Raw genomic sequence first — 24,727 nt, 5'->3', positions numbered from 1 at the left:
CCGCCCCTACAATTTTTTTAACGGTATCGGCGATCTATTGAGGCTGGCGGGGACAAGCCTCAATAACATCGCCTTGTAATTTGAGACGGGCGGGGACAAGCCCCGCCCCTACCCATTAAAAATGCTCAGCCAATGACTGATACAACGCCTTAAACTTGCTGTAGCGTTTGGCCAAAGCGGCGTGACGTTTGGCATCAGGCAGATGCTGGCTGACCACTGGTGGCGGCGGGCAAAGTACGTCCAGCGCTGTATCAGGTTCCATAGCTAACCTGGCAAGACGGGCCGCACCTAAAGCTGGCCCTACTTCACCGCCTTCTCTGAAGGTCAGCGGTTGGTTCATCACATCAGCCAACAACTGACGCCAATACGAGCTTCTGGCACCACCACCTATCAGGTTAATTTCGGTGGGCATCAGGCCGCTGGCATGCAAAGCTTCTGCGCCCTGAAACAAGGCAAAACTGACACCTTCAAGCACTGAATACGTCAGAGCTTTTTGGTCAGTGTTGTAGTCCAGACCAAACCAGACACCTTTGGCATTGGGGTTGTTATGCGGCGTGCGCTCACCAGACAGATAAGGTAAAAACAGCGGCATATCTTCAATAGCGCCTGGCCCTTGTTCCAAATCGGCCAGCAAAGTAGCAACAGGGGTTTTCACTAAATGCTCGGCATACCATTGCAAACAACTGGCAGCACTTAAGGTGACCGACATCAAATGCCAAGTATTCGGTAAGGCGTGGCAAAAACTATGTACAGCAGATTCAGGGTTCGCCAGAAAACCATCACTAACGGCAAAATACACACCCGAAGTACCAAGGGATAACATGGCCTGGCCAGGGCGCACTATGCCAGCGCCCACAGCACCTGCGGCATTGTCACCACCACCGGCAATCAAAGGCACAGCGGCTAAACCCCAGCGTTTTGCCAGTTCTGGTAATAAGGTGCCGGTGATTTGATTGCCCTCATAGAGTTTTGGCATCTGATCACGGCTTAAACCACAAGCGCACAACAGTTCGTCGTTCCAGTCACGTTTAGCCACATCCAGCCATAAAGTGCCGGCTGAATCGGACATATCAGAGGCAAAATCGCCACTTAAACAAAAACGTAAATAATCTTTTGGCAGCAATACTTTGGCAACCCGGGCAAAAGCCGCAGGTTCTTGTTGGCGTAACCAAAGTAATTTAGGAGCAGTAAAACCTGGCATCGCCAGATTACCTGTGATCTGTGGCAAATCCGCCACTTTCACTTCCAATTGCTGGCATTGCTCAAAAGAGCGGCCATCGTTCCATAGAATGGCAGGGCGAATGATCTGGTTCTGCTCGTCCAGCAACGTAGCGCCATGCATCTGACCAGCCAAGCCTATAGCTTTGACCGACGATAAAGACTGACGCTGACTTAATTGGTCCATACAAGACTCTAGTCCAAGCCACCAATGCTCTGGGTTTTGCTCCGACCATAAGGGCTGCGGCCTGCTGACTAACAACTCAGCGCTGGCGCTGTCTATGACTTTGCCGTTCTCGCCTAGCAAAATAACCTTGATGCCCGAAGTGCCTAAATCTATGCCTATGTACATATTCTGCAATCTGTTCTGACTTTTGGTGAGCTAATACTTGGCGAGGGAATGCTTGCCAGCAATTACGAAAATTCATAATTAACTGCTGAATTCTGTTTTATAGTTTGCCAAAAAAGCCTGACTGGCTAATATTTAACCCGCTTAATTAGAAAAAATAAAAAAGATAACTATAAATACCCAAAGTAATTGGAATTGCAGCGCAGTCAACAACGCTGTGGCTTCAAGGACGAAGGGTATAACGACAGGACGGGGACAAGATAAATGTTTAAAGCTAAACACAGCATTACACTTTTGTTTAATGCCAATAAGGTATTCGACAGGCAAGTGATCGAAGGCATAGGTCATTATCTGCAATCATCTAAAGTCGACTGGGACGTGTATCTGGAGGAAGATTTTCTCTGTCGTCTCGAACATATTCATGAATGGGGTGGCGACGGTATTATTGCCGACTTCGACGATATGAATATTCAACGTGCTCTGGCAGGTTCAACCAAACCTATAGTTGGAGTGGGCGGCTCTTATAGCAAAGCAGCAGACTACCCTGCTGTGCCTTATGTCGCTACCGACAACTATGCTCTGGTGAATGCAGCTTATGAACATCTGAAACGCAAAGGGTTAGACCGTTTTGCGTTTTACAGTGTGCCAACAGATGAACATCACCGCTGGGCCAGTGAGCGCGAAAACGCGGTGAAAAAATTAACGGCTCAGGATGGCTACGACTGTCAGATTTATCAAGGCCATTGCACCAGACCTGAAACCTGGCAATACGCCATGAACCGTTTAACAGACTGGCTGGAAAGCTTACCCAAACCTATTGGCATTATTGCCGTCACCGACTCCCGCGCCCGCCACCTGCTGCAAGCCTGTGAGCATCTTGGCATAGTGGTGCCGGACAACGTTTCTATCATTGGCATAGATGACGACGACATAGCCCGCTTTCTGAACCGCATCAGTTTAAGCTCAGTGACTCAAGGTTGCTTTGAAATGGGCTACAAAGCCGCCAAGCTGCTGCACACTCAACTGAACAATATCGAAGTAGGCCATAAACGTATTCTGGTGCCGCCTGTGGGTGTGGCATCACGTCAATCTACCGACTTTAAAGCACTACGCGACCCTTATGTGATTCAGGCCATGCACTATATCCGCCGCAACGCCACACGTGGTGCCAAAGTAGAACAAGTCACAGATTTTGTCGGCATATCCAGATCCAATCTGGAGCAACGTTTCAGAGCGGAACGCGGTCATTCCATTCATACCGAACTGCATAATCAGAAGCTGGTGAAAGCCTGCAAAATGCTGGTGGATACTCAGGTAAACCCGATAGAAATTGCCAATATCTGCGGCTACCCTTCATTGCAATATATGTATGCGGTATTTAAACGCCATTTCTGCCAAACGCCAAAAGAATACCGCGAAACCCGCGGAGAACTGATGAATCATCTGGCGGTAAATAACTAAAGCAGTGTTGTAAATTGTAGGGGCGGGTAAAGGGCAGGGACAAGCCCAGCCCCTACGGTACCCGCCCGTCTCAAATTACAATCCAATGCCAGATAGCGGTTTATCCGCGCCTCTCTCGTTTTTAAATCCTCCCTCCTAAAAAACGCACAAAGCTGACGTATTTTCATAAATCCGAAGCCATTGATGATCATGGTATTTTTTGTTCAACCCTGACTCCAATTGTCAAAGGAATGGATAAAAATGAAAACTACCTATGCTTGTGTGATGCTGGGTTTCAGCTTGTTGTTAAGCGGATGCCAACCTGAAAAACCAACTAATGAAGCTGATACAGCAGCCACTTTTCATTGGTTTGATTATCAGGGCCAGGACGCAGTTTTTGCTGAACCTTTAGCTAAAGGCTCCTACCAAAACCCTGTGGTTGCAGGCTTTTTTCCTGATCCCAGCATTACCCGCCGTGGTGATGACTATTACATGGTGATGTCGTCTTTTTCCTATACACCGGGCTTACCCATTCTGCACAGCACCGACTTGGTGAACTGGCAACTGATAGGCCATGCCTTAAGCCGCGCCTCACAAGTGGATATGGCGGGCATGCAGGTGTCCCGTGGCATTTTTGCCCCTACTATTCGGTATCACGATGGCACTTTTTACCTGATCACCACTGTGGTGGATAAAGGCGGTAACTTTATTTTGACCGCCACAGACCCGGCCGGGCCATGGTCTGATCCGATCTGGTTGCCGGAAGTGGAAGGCATAGATCCGGATATCTTTTTTGATGATGACGGCAAGGTCTATATCAGCCATAACGGTGAAGCGCCGGGCGAAGCCTTGTATGAAGGCCACAGGGCAATTTGGATGTGGCAATACGACCCGGTGAAAAAAGCCGTGCTGCCGGACTCCAAAAAACTGCTGGTCAATGGTGGTGTTGATTTAAGCACTAAGCCGATTTGGATAGAAGCTCCCCATATTTACAAACACAACGGCTGGTATTATCTGGTCTGTGCTGAAGGCGGCACAGCCGATCAGCATTCGGCCGTCGTGTTCCGTAGCCGCAGCCTGAATGAGCCTTTTGTGCCTGATAGCGCCAACCCTATTCTGACGCAACGTGATTTACCAGCCGACAGAGCCAACCCTATTACCACAGCTGGTCATGCCGATTTTGTGCAGTTACCTGATGGCCAGTGGTGGGCCGTGTTTCTCGCTACCCGGGCTTACGACCAACGGTTTTACAATACGGGTCGTGAAACCTTTTTACTGCCGGTCAGTTGGAAAGACGAATGGCCACATATACTGCCTCAAGGACAAGAAATTCCTTATCAGCTCACAGCGCCAACAGGCTTAATCAGCAGCACTGGCGGTTTGACACAAACCGGCAACTTCAAATGGCGTGATGAATTTGATGGTCAAAGCTTAAAGCTGGACTGGAACCTACTGCGCGAGTTTGATCAAAGCTGGTTAAAGCTGGATGGGCAAAACCTGAGCCTGAATGCCAAAGCTGTGGGTATGGACTCCTTATCGCAACCTGCTTTTATTGGTCGTCGCCAGCAACATACCAGTTTTGAAACCAGCACCAGCCTTGTGCTGCCAAAAGGCAATATTTCAGCTGGTTTGGTGGCCTTTCAGAACGAGCAATATCACTACTATCTGGGCATAAAAACTGAAGGCGATAAGCCCACAGTGTTTCTTGAACAAGCCAAAGGCGGCAAACCCAGCTTGATTAGCAGCCAGGACTTAGCCGCAAATACTGAGCAACTGAAGCTAAGAATTCAAGGCAAAGCGGGTGAAATCAGTTTTTATTACGCCGATCAAAAGGGTGACTGGCAGCAGTTGGGCGAAGTGCAGGACGCCAAAATCCTAAGTACTCAAGTTGCAGGTGGTTTTGTGGGTACCACGCTAGGTGTGCATGCCCGACAGGAAAAAGAGGCCATCCCATGAACAGCCAGGCCATGAAAACCGCTTTTACTTTCAGTTTAGTCTTAGCCCTTTGCAGCACGGCAGTTATTGCCTTACCCAGTGATTATCTGGCGCAACAACCAACCAAAAGCGACTTTGCTTTGGTTGGCAAAAGTACCCAGGCAACAATTCAGTTGGATGATAAAGACCATAAAGGCTTAAAACGCGCCGTACAAAGCCTGCAACAGGATATTCAAAAGGTCAGCGGCAAAAGCTTAAGCATCAGCCCCAAAGCGGATGCCAAACAGCTGCTGATTATCGGCAGCCTGGGTAACAGCACAACACTGGACCAACTGATTGCGGCAGGAAAGCTGGATGTTAGTAGCATTCAGGGCCGCTGGGAAGCCTATTTAATTCAGGTGGTTGAACAACCTCTGCCGGGTGTAGAACAGGCTTTGGTGATAGCAGGCAGCGACAAACGCGGCGCTATATTTGGCGTTTATGATCTGGCCGAAACCATAGGGGTATCGCCCTGGAGTTGGTGGGCCGATGTGCCGGTGAAAAAACAGCCAGAGCTGTATATCAAAGCAGGCACCCGCCTGACCGATGCGCCCAAAGTAAAATACCGTGGCATCTTTTTAAATGACGAACACCCAGCCTTAACCAATTGGACCAGCGAAAAATTTGGCGGCTACAACAGCCAGTTTTATCAGCATGTATTCGAGCTGTTGCTGCGGCTGAAGTCGAATTTCCTCTGGCCTGCGATGTGGAATAACGCCTTTGCCGATGACGATCCGCAAAACGCTATTCTGGCCGATGAAATGGGCATAGTGATGAGCAACAGTCACCACGAACCTATGATGCGGGCTGACAAAGAATGGAACAGATACGGCAAAGGGCCATGGGAATACTCCAGCAACCGCGACAATATCTATAAGTTCTGGCAAGAAGGCGCGAAGCGGCATAAAAACCTGGAAAGCATTTATACCCTTGGCATGCGCGGTCAGGAAGATGAGCCGATGAGCGAAGGCGAAAACATCGGTCTGCTGGAACAAATTGTGGCGGATCAGCGCCAGATCCTGACAGAAACCTTCAAAGACAAGCCTGTGACTGAAGTGCCACAAGTCTGGGCTTTGTACAAAGAAGTGCAGGGCTTTTACGAGCGCGGTATGAGAGTACCGGACGATGTGACCTTACTTTGGGCTGATGATAACTACGGTAATATCCGCCGCCTGCCGACAGCGGAAGATCGCGGCCGTGCCGGTGGCGCTGGTGTGTACTATCACTTTGATTATGTCGGCAGCCCCCGCTCCTATCGCTGGATCAACACTGTGCCTATGGCAAAAATCTGGGAGCAGATGAATTTAGCCTGGCAGTTTCAGGCTGATCGTATCTGGATAGTCAATGTTGGGGATTTAAAGCCGATGGAATTTCCTATCGACTTTTTCCTGCGTATGGCCTGGAATCCGCCTGCTTTTAAAGCCGATAACTTAGAGCAATTTGCCGTAAGTTGGGCCACGCAACAATTCAGTGAACAACATGCAGCGACAGTGGCTGAACTGATCCAGGGCTACACCACACACAACGGCCGTCGTAAACCTGAAGCTGTGGAACCCCATACCTACAGCATCTTGCATTATCAGGAAGCAGAGCGCGTCAGTCAGGAGCTTGCGGCTTTAGTGAAAAAATCCGACGAGTTGTTCCGTCAATTACCGACTGAACAAAGGGATGCGTATATCCAACTGGTCTCGCATCCACTAAAAGCCAGCCAGGCGGTGTATGAATTAAACCGCGCTGTGGCGATGAATAAACTGCATGGCGAACAAGGCCGGGTGACTACCACTTATTGGGCAGAGCAGGTGCGTTTTTGGTTTAAACAGGATGCAGAGCTGACGGCGCTTTACCACAGCCTGGGCAATGGCCGTTGGAACCACATGATGTCGCAGCCTCATATTGGTTTTACATACTGGCGTAACCCACCTGCGAACTTAATGCCAGTGGTGTCAGTCGCAGAACCTATGCCAGTGGCCGATATGGGTGTGGCGCCCGAAGGCTCGGCTTTTTCATGGCCTATCAGCGAATACAAAGGTCAGCCCTTAGAGCTGGACACTTTTTACCCTCACGGACAAAAACAGCGGGCTATTGAAGTATTTAACAAAGGCAGCCTGCCTTTTGAATTTAGCGCCAAAGCATCAGCCGATTGGATTAAGCTAAGCCAGACTAAAGGCCAGATTGAAGTTGCACAGACCATTCAAGTCAAGATCGACTGGAGCAAAGTCAAAACCGGGCTGAATGTAGGTGAAGTGCATGTGCAGGGCACGGGCTGGGGCGGCGCAAAAATTAAAGTGTCGGCCTTGAAACCTAAAACAGAGCCGACTTCAGGTTTTGTTGAAGCAGACGGTTATATTGCGCTGGACGCAGCCAGTGCAAAGGTGCAGGGCAATAACACCCAAAGCTGGTGGCAACTGATCCCTGGCCATGGCCGTGGTGCCGCTTCTATGGCCGCTATGACTGAACTGGATTATCAAACCAAAGATATTCACAAAGCCCCCTATCTGGAATACCCGCTGTATTTCCATTCCACTGGCGAATTCACTTTACATAGCGTGATAGCCCCTACTTTGGATCTGGTGCCTGGCCGTGGTTTGCGTTTTGCTGTGTCGCTAAATAATGCTGAACCTGAACTTGTAGACAGCCTGGCAAATAAAAGCCCGACTGTGTGGGATAACGCAGTGTTGGATGGAGTGCGGGTGATCAAAACTGCGATCAAAGTGAATAAGCCTGGCGAACACAAACTAAGAATTTACCTGGTAGACCCGGCCTTAGTGCTGCAAAAACTGATCATTGATACAGGCGGCCTGAAACCTAGCTACTTAGGGCCAGAGCAAAGCCAGCGTGTTACAACGACTTTAGGAAAATAGGGAAGAGTATGAATCAGCTCGAACAACTCAGCAAAATGACGGTCGTGGTTGCAGACAGCGGTGATATTGCCGCTATACAGCAGTTGCAACCGACCGAAGCCACCACTAACCCATCGCTGATTTTGCAGGCCAGCCAGCAGGCCGATTATCAGCATTTGTTGCATAACGCTTTAAAAGGCAATGAGCAAGATATTGCTGCAGCCTGTGAGCAAGTGACTGTCAATTTTGGCTGTGAAATTTTGCGGCATATACCGGGTCGGGTATCGACTGAAATTGACGCCCGCTTGTCTTTTGATACCGAAGCCAGTGTCAGCAAAGCTTTGAGTATTATTGGTCGTTACCGCGCAGCAGGAATCGACTCAAACAGAGTGCTGATTAAACTGGCGGCCACCTGGCAAGGTATTCAGGCCGCGGCCCGGCTGGAAAAGCTAGGTATTCACTGCAACCTGACGTTGATCTTTAGTCTGGCTCAGGCCAAAGCCTGTGCCGATGCAGGTGTGACCTTAATTTCCCCTTTTGTTGGCCGTATTCTGGACTGGTACAAACAAAACCAGCCAGAGCAGGATTTTTCCGGCGACAAAGACCCAGGCGTGTTATCAGTGAAAACCATTTATAACCATTACAAAAGCCATGGCATACCCACAGTAGTGATGGGTGCCAGCTTTCGTAATGTGGAGCAAATCCGGCAGTTAGCAGGCTGTGACTTACTGACGATAGCCCCTAACTTGTTACTGCAATTAAAAGATTCTACTGACCCTTTGCCTGCAGCGCTGCAACCTCATACAACGCAAAGCCCTGAAGCAGCCAAAGCTTTAAGTCAGGCTGAATTTTTATGGCAACTGAACGAAGACGCCATGGCCACAGAAAAGCTGGCCGAAGGTATTCGCAAATTTGCAGTGGATCAGCGCAAGCTGGAACAACTGTTACAGAACTTGGCCCCAAGCCGTTAGGATATGTCTATGCAAACCACTCAGCACACTGATCATAAAACCCGCGCTAACGCTATTCGCGCTTTAGCTATGGATGCAGTACAAAAAGCCAACTCAGGTCACCCAGGCGCGCCTATGGGTATGGCCGATATTGCCGAAGTACTCTGGCTGCAATTCTTAAAGCATAACCCGACCAACCCATCGTTTAGCAACAGAGACCGTTTTGTGCTGAGTAACGGCCATGCTTCTATGTTGTTGTATTCCTTGCTGCATTTAACGGGTTATGAATTATCTATTGAGGATTTAAAGTCTTTCCGTCAGCTGCATTCCAAAACGCCTGGTCACCCTGAATTGGGCTATACAGCAGGCGTCGAAACTACTACTGGTCCTTTGGGCGCTGGCATTGCCAATGCGGTAGGTATGGCCATAGCCGAAAAAACTCTGGCGGCGCAATTTAACCGCCCTGATTACCCTGTGGTGGATCATTTTACCTACTGCTTCCTCGGTGACGGCTGCCTGATGGAGGGTTTATCCCACGAAGCCTGCTCACTGGCTGGTACTTTAGGTTTGGGTAAACTGATTGCCTTTTGGGATGACAATGGCATTTCTATTGATGGTCATGTTGAAGGCTGGTTTACCGACGACACGCCAGCGCGTTTTCACTCTTACGGCTGGCAGGTCATTCAGGTGGATGGTCATAACCCAAGCCAGATTGCCGATGCCATCACACAAGCTCAGGCAGAAACAGACAGACCCACGCTGATTTGCTGTAAAACTATTATAGGTTTTGGTAGCCCGAATAAATCCGGCTCTCATGACTCTCATGGCTCGCCTTTGGGCGATAGCGAAATAGCTAAAACCCGTGAGTTTCTGCAATGGTCGCATGCTCCTTTTGAAATTCCGGCCGAGATTTATGCAGCCTGGGACAGCAAAACCAAAGGTGCAGCACTGGAGCAGCAATGGACAGAGTTATTTGCTGCGTACAAAAAGGAATATCCAGAACTGGCTGGTGAATACCAACGTCGGGTTATAAATCGCGAATTACCAACCAACTTTGAAACTGCCACTCAAAGCTTTATCGAGAATTGCCAAAACCAGCAACAAGATATTGCCAGTCGCAAAGCATCTCAGCTTTGTATCGCTCACTTTGCAGCGCTAGTTCCTGAAGTTTTAGGTGGCTCAGCCGATTTGGCTGGTTCTAACCTGACTTTATGGTCGGGTAGCAAAGGCCTGAGCAAAGACGATAGCTCCGGCAACTATATCTATTATGGTGTGCGCGAATTTGGCATGGTTGCCATCATGAACGGCATTAGTGCCCATGGTGGTTTCCGTTGTTACGGCGCTACTTTCCTGATGTTTATGGAATACGCCCGCAACGCAGTGCGGATGTCGGCCTTAATGAAGCTGCCGAATATTTATGTCTTTACCCATGATTCTATAGGTCAGGGGGAAGACGGCCCAACGCACCAGCCGATAGAACAGCTGACGAATTTGCGGACCACACCAAACCTGGTCACCTGGCGGCCTGCAGATTTAACTGAAACCGCTGTGGCTTGGAAAACGGCCTTAACGACCACAACCTCGCCTTCAGCTTTGGTATTCAGCCGGCAGAATCTGCGTCAGTTCCAGCGTAACTCTGAGCAAATCAGGCTAATCAGCAAAGGCGGTTATATTTTAAAAGACTGCGGCGGCGCGCCGGACATTGTACTGATAGCCACTGGATCTGAACTGCAACTGGCGTGTGATACCGCCGACAAACTCAATGCTGCAGGTAAAAAAGTGAATGTGGTGTCTATGCCAAGCACCACTTTATTTGACCAGCAATCTGAGTTTTACCGTGATTCGGTGCTGCCTGATCAGGCACAAATTGTTGCAATAGAAGCAGCTCACCCGGATTTCTGGTACAAATACGTCGGCAAAAAAGGCCTGATTATTGGTATCAGCAGCTTTGGCGAATCAGCGCCTGGCCCTGCCTTGCTGGATTATTTTGGTTTTAATGCAGACGTGATAGCAGCTAAGATCCTGGCCTAGCGTCCGGAAATCAGCAAACAACGGCTTCAACCTTATCAACCTAATAGGGTTGAAGTCTGACTCTAGCTCCCTGAACAAGGATTTTGTTATGCGCCTGGCTTTTTCTGTACTTTGTTTTGTTTCTGCTGCCAGCTCTTACGCCGCAGCACCAGCACCTCTACTGAAATTCAACCAAAGCGGTTACCAGCATCAGGGGCAAAAACTGGCGGTGATCCCAGGGAAAAGCCAACAAGCCTTTCAACTGGTCGCCTTACCATCAGGCCAGATTGTCTTTAAGGGCCAAAGTTCGGAAGCTCAGCTTTGGGCTCCGGCAGGCGAAAGCGTCAGTATTGCCGATTTCACAAAAGTACAAACCCATGGCCGTTACCGGCTGGAAGTCGTAGGTTATGCACCAGTTGAACTACAAATTGCAGCCCAACCTTATGCCCAATTGCATGACGCGGCAATGAAAGCTTATTACTTCAACAGGGCTTCGCAGCAACTTGACAAGGCTTATGCTGGTGTCTGGGCCAGACCTGCCGGGCACCCGGATGACAAAGTTAAAATACATGCCTCAGCAGCCTCCGCCAGCAGACCAGCAGGCACTGTAGTTCAATCTCCCAAAGGCTGGTATGACGCTGGTGATTACAATAAATACATAGTGAATTCTGGCATCAGTACTTTTACCTTGTTAGACGCCTGGACAGACTTCACAGATTTTTACCGCCAGCGACAATGGACTATCCCTGAATCTGGCAACAGCATGCCGGATTTGCTGGATGAAGTATTGTGGAATCTGGACTGGATGAGCAGCATGCAAGACCCTGCTGACGGCGGCGTTTACCATAAACTGACGACACTGAATTTTGAAGGCGCTGTTATGCCGCATCAAGCGGTAGCACAACGTTATCTGGTGCAAAAAACTACGGCAGCCACTTTAAACTTTGCTGCTGTAATGGCCAAAGCCAGCAGAGTGCTAAGCGAATTTGATAAAGAGCAACCAGGCAAAGCTGTTTTGTTCAGACAACAGGCTATTCAGGCATGGCAATGGGCCAGCAAGAATCCGGATATTCCCTATCAACAACCTGCAGATGTCAGCACAGGCGCTTATGGCGATAAAAATCTGGCAGATGAATTTGCCTGGGCGGCGGCAGAGCTTTATCTACTGACAGGTGAAGAGCCTTATCTGCACCAGTTTTTCCAGCTGGCTCAGCCAGTACAAACCGCTTCATGGGCTTCGGTCGCGGCTTTGGGTTACTTCTCTTTGGCAAAAGAAGCAAATAATCTGAAGCCAGAACAGCGCCAGTTGGTGTTCAGCGCTATTACAGCTGTGGCCGATCAATTTGCAGCTCAGCATCAGGCTTCAGCTTATAAAGTAGCTATGGTGCCGGAAGATTTTGTCTGGGGCAGTAATGCGGTGGCGATGAATAAAGCCATACTGCTGTATAAAGCCAACCAGATCACTGCAAAAGCCAGCTACGTCGAGGCAATGCAAGGTTTGCTGGATTATGTGCTTGGCCGTAACCCACTCGATTTATCTTATGTCACAGGTTTTGGCGTAAAAAGCCCACAGCATATCCATCACCGCCCTTCTGAAGCTGACGGTATAAAAGCACCAGTGCCGGGTTGGTTAGCAGGTGGCGCACAGCCAGGACAACAAGATAAGTGCCAGTACAGCAGCACATTAGCAGCCAAATCTTATGTCGATGATTGGTGCAGCTATGCCAGCAACGAAGTCACCATCAACTGGAATGCGCCGCTGGTGTATATGCTGGCCGCGTTTTCTCAGCCCAGATAGTTCATTTAAGCCACTGCGGCGGGTTTTATGCCCGCCGCTGCTATGGTTAAAAGCTTTCAGATTCAAGGCTTAATGCTACGCTCCAAAAACTCCAGCATAGCTGCTGCTATTTCATTGCCGTGCGTTTCAATCGCAAAATGCCCCGTATTCAAAAACTGTACTTCAGCTTTTGGATTATCACGCTGAAATGCTTTGGCCCCTGCCGGAAGAAAGAACGGGTCTTTGTCACCCCAGATGGCTAATACTGGTGGTTGCTTGCTACGGAAGAACTGATGCAACGCTTTGTACTGCTTCACATTGCTGCCGTAATCCAGCAGCAAATCCATTTGCGCATCAACACCAATGCGCTCTATTGCCGCATGAGCTAACTGATAAGGTTCTGGCGCAATCACTGAGGTATCTTCTACCCCTTCAGTGTATTGCCACTTCAGCATGTCTGGGGTATTGAACTTGCGTAATGCTTCGCGGTTTTCCGCTGTTGGGTTAGCCCAGGCTTTGCGCATATCTGCCCAACCTTCACTCAGTCCTTCTTCGTAGCCATTACCATTTTGAGTCACAATGGCCGTGATCTTTTCTGGATTTTTCACCGCCAGACGCCAGCCGACCGGAGCGCCATAATCAAACACATACATAGCGTAGTGTTCAAGATTTTTAGCCACAGTGAACGCATCAATAACAGCGGTCAGATTGTCGAAGCTGTAATTAAATTTAACGCCAGGCTTCACTGTGGTTTGACCAAAACCTGGCAAGTCAGGTGCTATCACATGGTACTTCTGGGCCAGTTTTGGCATCAAATCTCTGAACATATAAGACGAAGCACCAAAGCCATGTAACAGCAGCACAGTAGGAGCTTGTGGTGAACCCGCCTCGCGGTAAAACACATTCACGCCCTGCACATCCAGGCTTTGATAGCGCACCAATGTTTTATCTTCTGCAGCTGTGGCAGAAAGAGAAGCAGCTAAGGCTGTAGCTGCGAGCAGTATTTTTTTCGTATTCATAGTTACTCCGTGAAGTTAAGGTTGGCAATATCACTTAGTAACCCATATAATTAAATTTAAGTGGTTACTTGAGGCAAGTTTGGCCGAACAAAAGTAACCTGTCAAATTAATTTTTAAAGGTTACTTATGGCAATTTCAGCAATTCTGCACGAAGAAACCCCAAGCGGCGCTCCAATGCTGGGCGATCATTTAGCAATGGACTTACTGAATACAGAAGCACGAGACGATGGCAAAGCTGTTGAATTCTGGAACAGTGATGATGATGTACTGCAATGGCTGGCCCGCTACGATATAACGCCAACAGCAGAGGGCAAGACTCTTGCTCCTGGTGAGCTACTCACTCAGGCCAAAGCATTACGAACGCTGGCGCGGCAGTTAATCTCTGAGTTTAGAGAGGAAAAATCACCGGAGATCGATAAGTTAAATCAGTATTTGCACTCTTTTCTTACCGTCCCCACTCTGGAAAGGGATCATAACGGCCAACTTGTATTAAACCGTGTTTCACGCAGTGAAATCATTGGATCTTTATTAGGCCCTGTCGCAGAGGCTGTTGCTCAACTCCTGGTTGAAGGCAACTTCGCGCTGGTCAAACAATGCGAACACCCAGACTGCATTTTGTGGTTTTACGATAGAACCAAAGCCCACAAACGCCGTTGGTGCAGCATGGCTTTATGTGGCAACAGGCATAAAGCTGCGCAGTTCAGGAAAAGAAGCAATAGTTAAGGTTATTCACAGAGAAACAGGCATAAAAAAGCCTCTGATTTCAGAGGCTTAAATTTATCGCGAACAAACCATACTCATCAGAACGGAATATCGTCGTCGAAGTCTATTGGTGGTTCCATTGGGCCACGTTGTTGTGGTGCTGCCTGATTAAAACCGCCTTGTGGTTGGTTAAAATTGCCCTGAGGCTGGAAGCCGCCCTGAGCTGGACGTTGCTGGTAACCACCTTGTGCCGGTGCTGCAGCAGCTGGAGCTTGAGGAGCGTAACCGCCCTGAGCTGGAGCCGCTTGTGGCATACGTTGTTGTGGTGCAGCAGCAGGTTGTTGATAACCACCCTGATTTCCCATAGGAGCGCCGCCCATAGCAGGAGCCTGACCAGCGCCTTGACCTTCACCACGGCCATCTAACATTTGCAGTTCGTTGGCAATGATTTCAGTGGTATAACGTTCAACACCTTGCTGATCCTGCCACTTACGGGTACGTAAACGACCTTCGATATAAACCTTGCTACCTTTACGCAGGTATTCACCGGCAATTTCAGCCAAACGCTGATAAATCACTACACGGTGCCATTCAGTATTTTCTTTCTTTTCATTGGTGGTTTTGTCCGTCCAGCTTTCGCTGGTCGCAATAGTCAGGTTAGCCACTGCGCCGCCTGTAGGCATATAACGAACTTCAGGATCTGTGCCTAAGTTACCAATCAAAATTACTTTATTAATTCCACGAGCCATGCGACTTCTCCTTAACTTTTTTGGCTGCTCTCAACCAAAGACTGTGCCTCTGCCAAATCAAAATGTTGCTGGCCGACTTTTAAATACAAACGTTGTTCCGCAACCACCACCGTGACCTCCAACACACCCTGGAGTTGGGTCAGGCGCTGCGCCAATTGGGCTGCGGCGGCTTCATCGGCCACTTTGACAGGCAATGACAGTCGTTGCGATCGCGCTGGCACTGTCATGCTGCTGGCATAAGCCAACCATAGTAAACCAATCAGGGCAGCGACAGCAAACAACGATTCACCGCTGCTGAAACTCGCCACAGCACCGCCTAAAATACCGCCAGCGAAGGCACCAAAAAACTGCGCACTGGCATAAGTACCCATAGCAGTTCCTTTTAATCCAGCAGGGGCAATACGCGACAACAAAGCGGGCATGCTGGCTTCTAAATAGTTAAAGCCAACAAAAAACAACAACAGCGCCAGGGCGATCGACCACAACTGCTGATTGATTAAAATTAACACAAAACCAACAATAAGCAGGCTTATTGCCAGTAATAAATAACCTTTTTCCTGTTGCTTGCGGCTGGCGAGAATCATCAGTGGCACCATCAAAATAAAAGCACCAACTAAAACAGGCAGATAGAGTTGCCAGTGTTGTTCTGATACAAAATCCTGCTGCAGCAACAAAGTGGGTAATACCACAAAAATAGCCGTCAGTAGTAAGTGCAGCACCAGCACACCAAAGTTCAGTCTTAATAATTCGGGATGACGAAATAGCGCTGCGATTTGGCCTTTGGTAGCCAGCGTTTCAGAGGCAGGCGCTTTGCTGACAGCGACAGGCACTACTTTCCATACCAACAACAGGCCGGTAATAGCCATTAACGCAGTACACCAGAAGATACCGCTTAAACCGCTGGCCGCAGCTATCGCAGGACCAGCCACCATAGCAACGGTGAATGATAAACCTATGGTCATGCCAATGACGGCCATCACTTTGGGTCTTTGTTCTTCACGGGTCAGGTCGGAAGCCAGCGCCATCACAGCACCGGAAATTGCGCCCATGCCCTGCAGCACCCGGCCAAAAGTCACCATATAAACAGAATCGGCTAAAGCAGCCACCACAGAACCCAGCACGAAAAAACTAAGCCCCAGCAGCATCACTGGTTTTCTGCCCCATTTATCGGACAGCCAACCCATAGGAATTTGCAACAACGCCTGAGTTAAACCATAAGCACCTATAGCCAGGCCTATCCACAAAGGCGAAAAGCCAATCAGGTCTTTGCCAAAAATGGCAAAAACAGGGATCAGCATAAATAAACCAAGCATCCGGAAAGCAAAGACCAGTGCCAGAGACCAGGCGGCACGTTTTTCCAGTGGATTCAGATGGGACATCTGCGACTCTATCTCCGGGTTAAAGCGGGCGGCGATTGTAGCACAGCTACCATCGTCTGCCATCACCGAACTAAAGAGTGTCTGTCGCAAATTCGATACGATCACGGCCCCTTGCTTTGGCCTGATATAAAGCATGATCAGCGCGGCGCAGCTGGCAATCAAAATCAAAGTCGGCGTTAAATACCGTGATCCCCACACTGATACTCAGGCTATTTTGGCTACCGAGTTGAGGCAATTGAAGGTGACGCACCGCCAGCAATAAACGTTCAGCTGCCAATTGCGCTGAATCACTGTCGGTTTGAGGTAAAAACACAATAAACTCCTCGCCGCCATAACGCGCCAGCACATCACTTTGGCGTAATTCTTTTTGCAGCACTGCAGCCACAGCAATCAACACTTCATCCCCGCCCTCATGGCCAATTTTGTCGTTGATTTGTTTAAAGTGGTCCAAATCAATCATAAAAAGTGCGGCACTGTGCTGCTGACGTTGTAAATAAGCTAAGCAACCCTGAATAGCGTTGACTAACCCACGACGGTTCAGTAAGCCTGTTAATGGGTCGTGCAGGGCTTCATTTTTGAATTTTTGCTGGGTTTCTTCCATATAACCTGTCAAAGCAAAGATGCAGTAGCCCGCAGAAACAGCTGGCCAAAAAGACTGAGAAATCAACAAACCAGACAATAACCACTCTGGAGCGACCAGCAGCATAAAAGAGCGAAGCAGGCAAATTAGCAGCCAGGCAACAAAAACTGCAGCCATCATCAAATCAGACAAAGTAGGGTTGGGTTTTAAATAGCGGAAACACCAGAAGCAGGGGCCTATCAACAAAAATGCAAACAAAGTCATCAGATGTAAGCTGACATTTTGCTGTTGATGGTACGAAAAATAACTATAAGAAAAAGCCAGAGCCAAACCTACAGGCACTATCCACAGCCAGGGCACTGCTCTGCCTGCTCGTTTAAAACAAAAAGCGGTCAGCAAACTCATATTCAATGCCGAAAAGCTTAAAGACAGCACTAAACTCAGGCCATATGCAGGCCAAAAGTAGAATAACCAGCTTAAAAGTTCAGCAGCTATGGCAGCTTGCAACAGAGGTAAAGCTTTGCTGTTTTGATCGGTTGCACGCAAGCGAAAACTGGCCAGTAAAAACACCAGCAACACCTGGATCATTGCAAAGCAGTAGAGTTGTTCTGAGGTCATAATACGTCTTAACCACAAGTGGACACTTTCAACTTAGCTTTAAGTCATTCAATCTGCAAATCTTGTCCATAAACAGAGACAGGGAGACCTGCTTCTTTGCTGTTTTTCTAAGCGGCTGGCTTGCTATAAAGCATGTATTTATATACAGTATCGCCAATTGAATTATTGCCCGGCTGATCCAATTTTTACTTTCTCGCATAAAGCCTGTGACTAAGACAAAGTGGTTGCCCAGCCGCAGTTTCTGAGATAATTCGTTTTTCCCAAGCCGACCTCAACAGGCAAGAGACCCAGCCGTATGGATAAAATAGATATTCGGGGTGCCCGCACCCACAACCTGAAAAATATTTCACTGGAAATTCCACGTGACAAACTGGTGGTGATCACTGGTTTATCCGGTTCAGGTAAATCCTCTTTGGCCTTTGATACGCTGTACGCTGAAGGTCAGCGCCGTTATGTTGAGTCTTTGTCAGCCTACGCACGGCAGTTTTTAAGCCTGATGGAAAAACCCGATGTCGATCATATCGAAGGTTTATCACCGGCTATTTCTATTGAGCAAAAGTCTACCTCACATAACCCACGCTCTACTGTGGGCACTATCACTGAAATTTACGACTACCTGCGTTTATTGTTTGCCCGTGTTGGCGAACCCCGTTGTCCTACTCACGATTTGCCGTTAACTGCGCAAACGGTCAGTGAAATGGTTGACAAAGTGGTGGCCTTTCCTGAAGGCACCAAGCTGATGGTATTAGCACCTGTGGTACAGGAGCGTAAAGGTGAACACGTCAAAACCTTGGAAACCTTAGCCGCTCAGGGTTATATCCGCGCCCGTATTAACGGCGAAATTTGTGATTTGTCTGATCCACCAAAGCTGGATTTACACAAAAAACACACTATTGAAGTGGTGATCGACCGCATTAAAGTGCGCGACGATATTAAACAGCGTTTAGCCGAAAGTTTTGAAACCGCGCTTGAGCTATCTGGTGGTATCGCCAAAGTAGCGTCGATGGACGATGAAAAAGCGCCAGAACTGATTTTCTCCGCCAACTTCGCCTGCCCTACGTGCGGTTATTCCATGGCTGAGCTGGAACCACGGTTGTTTTCCTTTAACAACCCGGCAGGTGCTTGCCAGAGCTGTGATGGCTTGGGCGTAAAACAGTATTTTGATGCCAATAAGGTCATTGTCAGCGACGAACTGAGCTTATCAGGCGGCGCTATTCGTGGCTGGGATAAACGGAACTTCTATTATTTCCAGATGCTGAAATCCTTAGCTGACCATTATGGTTTTGAGCTGGAAGTGCCTTTTGCCAGTTTAAGCAAACAGCATCAGCAGGTGATTTTAAACGGCACAGGCAAAACCGATATTGAGTTTAAATACCTGAACGACCGTGGTGATATCATCAAACGTAAACATCCGTTTGAAGGCATTTTGCCAAATATGGAGCGGCGTTATCACGAAACCGAGTCCAATGCGGTGCGGGAAGAACTGGCCAAGTATTTAGCCTCACAGTGCTGCCCGGCCTGCAATGGCTCACGTTTACGTGAAGAAGCCCGCCATGTCTTTATTGGCAAAACCACTTTGCCTGAAGTGGTGGAACTGTCGATAGGTGACTGTTTAGAGTTCTTCCGCCAACTGACCTTAATGGGCCAGAAAGCTCAGATCGCCGAAAAAATTCTGAAGGAAATTCAGGACCGGCTGATGTTTTTAGTCAACGTCGGCCTGAATTACCTGAACCTGTCCCGCAGCGCTGAAACCTTATCAGGTGGCGAAGCTCAGCGTATTCGTTTAGCCAGCCAGATTGGCGCAGGTTTAGTAGGGGTTATGTATGTGCTGGACGAACCCTCTATTGGTTTGCACCAGCGCGATAACGACAGATTATTAGGCACCCTGACGCATTTACGCGACTTAGGTAACACCGTCATAGTAGTTGAACACGACGAAGACGCAGTGCGCGCCGCCGACCATATTATCGACATTGGCCCTGGTGCCGGTGTGCATGGTGGCTATATTGTGGCGCAAGGTAGCCTGGAAGATATCAAAAACACCCCTGAGTCTTTAACAGGCCAGTATTTATCCGGCGTGCGTAAAATTGCGGTGCCAGACAAGCGCCATGAAGGTAAAAAAGGTAAAGAATTAAGGGTGTTAGGAGCCACAGGCAATAACCTGAAAAACGTCGATTTAGAAATTCCTTTTGGCGTGATGACCTGTATCACAGGGGTGTCGGGTTCGGGTAAATCCACCTTAATTAACGACACTTTATTCCGTGTAGCACACCGTGTACTGAACAAAGGCGAAGGTGACGAACCAGCGGCGCACAAAGCGATTCAGGGCATGGAACATTTTGATAAATGTGTCGACATCGACCAAAGCCCTATAGGCCGTACGCCACGTTCTAACCCAGCAACCTACACTGGCATTTTCACTGCAGTACGGGATTTATTCGCCGGTACTCAGGAATCCCGCTCACGGGGTTATCAGGTTGGCCGATTCAGCTTTAATGTCAAAGGCGGCCGCTGTGAAGCCTGTCAGGGCGATGGCATGATCAAGGTTGAAATGCACTTCCTGCCAGACGTGTATGTGCCATGTGATGTCTGTAAAGGCAAACGCTACAACCGCGAAACGCTGGAAGTGAAATACAAAGGCAAAAACATTCACGAAGTGCTGGAAATGACAGTGGAAGACGCGCACGAGTTTTTCGAAAGCATCCCAGCCATAGCCCGCAAATTACGCACCCTGATGGACGTAGGTTTAACCTATATTCGCCTCGGCCAGTCAGCGACTACTTTGTCGGGCGGCGAAGCTCAGCGGGTCAAACTGGCACGTGAACTCAGTAAACGCGACACAGGCAAAACCCTGTATATCCTTGACGAGCCGACCACAGGCCTGCACTTCTTTGATATTCAGCAACTGCTAAACGTACTGCATAAACTGCGCGACGCTGGTAATACCATAGTGGTGATCGAACACAACCTCGACGTGATCAAAACCGCAGACTGGGTGGTCGATTTGGGCCCTGAAGGCGGTAGCGGCGGCGGTGAAATCCTGATCGCAGGTACACCAGAACAAGTCGCAGCTTATGAGAAATCCTACACAGGGCATTATTTGAAGCCGTTGTTGGGGATGTAAGTCCAACTACTGCCGAGCATCTGAAACGCCCGCTTTCACAATGCGGGCGTTTTTTATGAAAGCAGATGTGTGCGTACGGCCTGCGCTGTGTAATACAGCGGGTATACCAGATGCTGCTGCTCAAGCGGTGACGATCCCTGAGTACCGGTCAATTTAATGGTTTTGACCGGACTACATTTTTCAATATAAGACTGCAGTGACCTGGCTCTGGTTCGTTTACCACTTTTTACTTCCAGCGGTATCACATTGCCGATGCTATCGGCCAGAATAAACTCTATTTCTGCCCGGGCATCACCCCAGGAAAAGGTTGGATCAATACCCAGTGCAGCTAACTCCTGCTGCACAAAGTTTTCTGCAATGTAACCCTTGTAGTCATAATTCTGCTGCTTTATTTCCAGATAGCTGACACCCAGCATATGGTTAAGTAAGCCAACATCAAACAGAAACAGCTTTACCATATTGTCTTTTTTGTAAGCAGCTAACGGGCTGCGTGGTGTGCCATCAACAGGATAGTTTTTTAAGATCAGCCGGCACTTCTCCAGCCAAATGATGCCGCTTTCCAGCTCCTGATAACGGGATTTACGCTCATGCACCTGTTTGAACTTAAAGCGTTGAACAGATTCATCCATGACTGCAGCAAGCTGAGCCGGCACTGCAGTAAACACAGCTTCGATTAAACCAGCATCCACCTTGCCAGAGTATTTACCAAAATCCCGCACATAACCGGCCAGCAAATCGGCATGTACCTGTGACACCGCTTTTACACGCTCCAGTATGCTTTGCTCAGCCAGTTCAAACCAGAGGCTAACGGCCTCTGGCATACCGCCAGTAAAGTAGTAATCTGTCAGCTTATCAAATAGCTTAGTGTGTGCTGCTGCGGAGTTTTGCCCGGCATCATAGGCTTTTAACAGCACTGCCTCGCCAGAGGCTAATAAGAACTCGCGGAAGGTTAACGGCCTTAAGTTGTATTGCTCAACCTTGCCTACCGGAAAGGTATTCAGCAAACCTATGTTAGAGCCACTGGCGGCAACAAAAGCCTGCGGGGTTTGTTCGGCAAAGTACTTTAATGCCGTCACCGCACGCGGGCATTCGCCAATTTCATCGAGGATTAGCAGGTCAGTTGCCATATTAAACGGCTGACCGGTTAACAGCTCGATATTACTCAATATATCACTGGGGGTTAATGAGCCAGCAAAGGCATCCTGCATCTGCGGCGACTCAAGAAAATCTATCCGCAGAACCTTTGCAAAGTGTTGGCCAAATAACTCTTTCAGCAAATAAGTTTTACCAGTTTGCCTCGCACCATCAATCAGCAGGGGCTTACGCTCAGGTTTCTGTTTCCAGCGCAGTAATGCTGTCAATAAATCGCGTTCCATAACCCCACCTTACTGCCGTTATTTTGTGCCAAAATTACACTTCTATGCGGATAAAAGCAAACATACCAACACTTTTATGCGCACAAAAGTGTTGAATAACACATTTTATTGCGCATAAAAGTGTAGAAACTTCGTGGTGAGTAGTGAAAGTGTGTTAAAAATCAAATGACAGGCAGGTCAGCAAAGCTGGGGGCTGGTGTTGTCGGGTTTGTTGTAGTCTGCAGTCATCACACAGGTCGCTGTTAGAGCGAACCTGTTCAGCTCGTCGTTTATGTGCACAAACCTGTCACTTCAATGTTTTTAATAAGCCAGCCGTAAACTCAATCTTTTCATTGCTCAGCTGACGGTAATCAAAATAAGGTGTCACCAGCACTTTGTTGATAGGGTCTATTGCAAACTCTTCATTCAGCCAATGTAACTGACAAGCTAAACCACGCTCAATCAACTGCTTAGCATGAGTGCGGCCAGCAATTAAATGTAAGGTGCTGTCTTTTGGCTTTAACAAAGGGGCATCGAATAACAGGGCTGTGCCTGAAGCTTTTTGCAGCAAAAACTGGTCACGATACTGCTGCCAACTCGCGGCCTGAGTCGGGAAGGTAAATAGCTTTGGATCCAGAGCGCATAGCAGTTTGGCGTAGACATTAAACAGCTTACGCCAGCCATTGCCACAGTGCTGATAAATCAGATCTATATCACCCGCTTGCACTGCTTCGCAGTCAAATAGCTGCTGGTACTGTGGCATTTTGGGTCTGTTTTCCACATAGACCCGAAAGCTGGCGTTTTGATCCCCTAATCCAATCACTGTGTTGTCTCATTCGGTAAAAACTGCCGTTATGGTAACGGATTTTAGCGGTGATTACCTGCTGCGGCTTAGTCCGCGAATTGCTGGCGCATAGGAGCACTCATCAGCGCATCCCACAGTAAATGCAGGTTTAGCCTGATGCTGTTCGCTTGATCTTCAGCAAAACTTTCTAATTGCAGCAGCAAAACCTTTGGATACCAGTGCCCTGCCAGCACTACGGCTTCAGGTTGGCGCATACTGGCTAAATCCAGTAAAGGGTTATGATTTAGCAATACCAAATCGGCTGTTTTACCCACAGCAATTGAACCTGTTTGTGCTGCGATACCAGCAAAAATGGCGGGATTAATAGTAGCGGTTTGAATCACTTCTAAAGGGCTTAAACCTGCCTGCAGATACAACGCCAGCTCGTCGTGTAAGCCTGAGCCAGCAAAGACAAAAGAGTCTGGCGTATCGGTGCCAGCCAGAATTTTTACACCAGCTTGCTGTGCTTGTTTTAATTGCTGCTGTGCCAACGCCAGCAACTCAATATGCACATTCAGATCATTGTGATCATAAGATCTTTTCAGCATAACATCGGCATCGCCCTGCCATAACAACTGCAGCAGATCAGGCACATATTTTAGTCTGCTGTCCTCACGGAATTCGGTATCACCGGCTTTAGCACCCAATTGCAGGGTTAATAAGGTAGGACTCCACCAGGTGTTGGATAACGCCATTTGTTGCATCAGTTGTTGACACAACACTGGGTTTTGGCTTTGCAGCAGCGCGCGCCATTGCTCTGGCTGAAAACTCTGGGTGAGTGGCTGTTGTTTATAGGCTTTAATGGCATCGGCACATTCAAAAATAAAGACCCGGCCATGCTCAACGCTACCTTGATTTGCATCTAACATCTGCTGAAAAGAGACTAACCAGGGCTGATGCCCTGCCAGCGCCATACCAGCCTCTTTGGCTGCAGCAACTAACCACTGGTATTGCTGAACACTGAGTTGTTCATACACTTTTATAAAATCAGTGCCTTGCGCCTGATAATGCGCCACCAAAGTTTTGGCATCAGTGGCCGATTGCAGCTTAAAAAATGCCGGATAGTCAGCTGGCACTTCCGGACCGCCATTGAGCTGATAACTGCTGTGTTGCCAATAATTTGGGCTGGTTCTTTGGCCTGCTGTCACTTGTTGCTGCCAGAGTTTTCGGTCTGCGGTGCAGGCCTGAAAACTATCGGGCTGCAGCATACAACCAGATAAATCCCGCACTGCGGTGACCCCCGCAGCTACCCATAACGGATGATGCAGTTGAGGAGAAATCTGTAACGAATGGGTGTGCATATCGGTCAGGCCAGGTATTAAAAAACGCCCTGCAGCATGCACTTTCAACCGACCATCGGCCATCAGCTCAGTGCGAACTGCCGCGCTGCTTTCTGTTGATGTACCATCAGAAGCCGTAATGTTGCTAATACGGCCCTGGTCAATCCACACCGCCTGATGTGGATGAATTTGGCCTGTTTCTACATCCACAATACTGACATTATCCAGCAGCAACGGGCCACTACTGGCGGGACCTGGAGCTTCTGGCAAAGGCCAGTTGACGCAAGCAGTTAACAACAAAACTGCTGTCAGTACTACACTGCTAAGCAGCAGTACTGTTACCTTTATAATTCGCATAGTCAGACTCACTACTTTGCCTTGTTTTTTAGTCAGAGCAGTATCACAAGCTAAATGTCAAACGGGCGTTAAAGCCCATAAAAAAGCAGAAAATTATAAATTCTTTACCCTGCTCCCCTGCTTCTTTACAGCCTTTTTGCGCGAACATTTTTTATGATAAAG

Annotated in this window: 16 protein-coding genes; 8 read left to right on the top strand and 8 right to left on the bottom strand. The window is 48.5% G+C overall.

The window, feature by feature from the left end:
- Positions 1 to 115: 115 nt before the first annotated feature.
- A complete protein-coding gene (gene xylB, locus LSG37_RS05330) occupies positions 116 to 1,570 on the bottom strand; it encodes a xylulokinase (protein WP_233078895.1) in 1,455 nt (484 codons plus the stop codon).
- Positions 1,571 to 1,831: 261 nt separating this feature from the next.
- Here xylB and LSG37_RS05325 point away from each other — a divergent pair, with 261 nt between their 5' ends.
- The 6 genes from LSG37_RS05325 to LSG37_RS05300 all read left to right on the top strand — a co-directional run bounded on the left by LSG37_RS05325 (position 1,832) and on the right by LSG37_RS05300 (position 12,579).
- Positions 1,832 to 3,028, top strand: a complete 1,197-nt coding sequence (locus LSG37_RS05325; protein WP_233078894.1) for a XylR family transcriptional regulator — start codon at positions 1,832 to 1,834, stop codon at positions 3,026 to 3,028.
- 240 nt (positions 3,029 to 3,268) lie between these two features.
- On the top strand, positions 3,269 to 4,963 hold the full coding sequence (locus LSG37_RS05320) for a family 43 glycosylhydrolase (protein WP_233078893.1): 1,695 nt from the start codon (positions 3,269 to 3,271) through the stop codon (positions 4,961 to 4,963).
- Positions 4,960 to 7,842: a glycosyl hydrolase 115 family protein gene (locus LSG37_RS05315; RefSeq protein WP_233078892.1), complete on the top strand. Its 2,883-nt coding sequence runs from the start codon at positions 4,960 to 4,962 to the stop codon at positions 7,840 to 7,842. Before LSG37_RS05320 ends, LSG37_RS05315 begins: the two co-directional genes overlap by 4 nt.
- 8 nt (positions 7,843 to 7,850) lie before the next feature.
- The gene (gene tal, locus LSG37_RS05310) at positions 7,851 to 8,792 is read left to right on the top strand and encodes a transaldolase (RefSeq protein WP_233078891.1); all 942 of its coding nucleotides are present in this window, start codon (positions 7,851 to 7,853) and stop codon (positions 8,790 to 8,792) included.
- A gap of 9 nt (positions 8,793 to 8,801) precedes the next feature.
- A complete protein-coding gene (tkt, locus tag LSG37_RS05305; protein ID WP_233078890.1) occupies positions 8,802 to 10,802 on the top strand; it encodes a transketolase in 2,001 nt (666 codons plus the stop codon).
- Between the two features lie 88 nt (positions 10,803 to 10,890).
- Positions 10,891 to 12,579, top strand: a complete 1,689-nt coding sequence (locus LSG37_RS05300) for a glycoside hydrolase family 9 protein (protein ID WP_233078889.1) — start codon at positions 10,891 to 10,893, stop codon at positions 12,577 to 12,579.
- Between the two features lie 62 nt (positions 12,580 to 12,641).
- Here LSG37_RS05300 and LSG37_RS05295 read toward each other — a convergent pair whose 3' ends face one another.
- The gene (locus LSG37_RS05295; protein WP_233078888.1) at positions 12,642 to 13,577 is read right to left on the bottom strand and encodes an alpha/beta fold hydrolase; all 936 of its coding nucleotides are present in this window, start codon (positions 13,575 to 13,577) and stop codon (positions 12,642 to 12,644) included.
- Positions 13,578 to 13,703: 126 nt separating this feature from the next.
- Here LSG37_RS05295 and LSG37_RS05290 point away from each other — a divergent pair, with 126 nt between their 5' ends.
- A complete protein-coding gene (locus LSG37_RS05290; RefSeq protein WP_233078887.1) occupies positions 13,704 to 14,300 on the top strand; it encodes a CGNR zinc finger domain-containing protein in 597 nt (198 codons plus the stop codon).
- A 77-nt stretch (positions 14,301 to 14,377) separates the two neighbouring features.
- Here LSG37_RS05290 and ssb read toward each other — a convergent pair whose 3' ends face one another.
- The 3 genes from ssb to LSG37_RS05275 all read right to left on the bottom strand — a co-directional run bounded on the left by ssb (position 14,378) and on the right by LSG37_RS05275 (position 17,605).
- A complete protein-coding gene (ssb, locus tag LSG37_RS05285) occupies positions 14,378 to 15,028 on the bottom strand; it encodes a single-stranded DNA-binding protein (RefSeq protein WP_233078886.1) in 651 nt (216 codons plus the stop codon).
- Positions 15,029 to 15,039: 11 nt separating this feature from the next.
- Positions 15,040 to 16,407, bottom strand: coding sequence for an MFS transporter (locus LSG37_RS05280; RefSeq protein WP_233078885.1), 1,368 nt, complete (start codon positions 16,405 to 16,407; stop codon positions 15,040 to 15,042).
- Between the two features lie 70 nt (positions 16,408 to 16,477).
- A complete protein-coding gene (locus LSG37_RS05275; RefSeq protein WP_233078884.1) occupies positions 16,478 to 17,605 on the bottom strand; it encodes a GGDEF domain-containing protein in 1,128 nt (375 codons plus the stop codon).
- A gap of 295 nt (positions 17,606 to 17,900) precedes the next feature.
- On the opposite strand from LSG37_RS05275, the gene uvrA reads away from it, so the two are divergent.
- Positions 17,901 to 20,729, top strand: a complete 2,829-nt coding sequence (gene uvrA, locus LSG37_RS05270) for an excinuclease ABC subunit UvrA (protein WP_233078883.1) — start codon at positions 17,901 to 17,903, stop codon at positions 20,727 to 20,729.
- Positions 20,730 to 20,782: 53 nt separating this feature from the next.
- Here the strand turns inward: uvrA and LSG37_RS05265 are convergent, their stop codons facing one another.
- The 3 genes from LSG37_RS05265 to LSG37_RS05255 form a co-directional block, all read right to left on the bottom strand.
- Complete coding sequence (locus LSG37_RS05265; protein WP_233078882.1) at positions 20,783 to 22,105, bottom strand: ATP-binding protein; 1,323 nt, start codon at positions 22,103 to 22,105, stop codon at positions 20,783 to 20,785.
- Between the two features lie 286 nt (positions 22,106 to 22,391).
- Positions 22,392 to 22,907 carry a DUF6942 family protein gene (locus LSG37_RS05260; protein WP_233078881.1) on the bottom strand — a complete coding sequence of 172 codons (516 nt, stop codon included), beginning with the start codon at positions 22,905 to 22,907 and terminating at the stop codon, positions 22,392 to 22,394.
- 68 nt (positions 22,908 to 22,975) lie between these two features.
- Positions 22,976 to 24,565, bottom strand: coding sequence for an amidohydrolase family protein (locus tag LSG37_RS05255; protein ID WP_233078880.1), 1,590 nt, complete (start codon positions 24,563 to 24,565; stop codon positions 22,976 to 22,978).
- Positions 24,566 to 24,727 lie beyond the last annotated feature (162 nt).

The organism is Rheinheimera soli, from assembly GCF_021290985.1.
Classification (GTDB): domain Bacteria; phylum Pseudomonadota; class Gammaproteobacteria; order Enterobacterales; family Alteromonadaceae; genus Pararheinheimera; species Pararheinheimera soli.
This window is presented reverse-complemented; position numbering and strand designations above follow the sequence as displayed.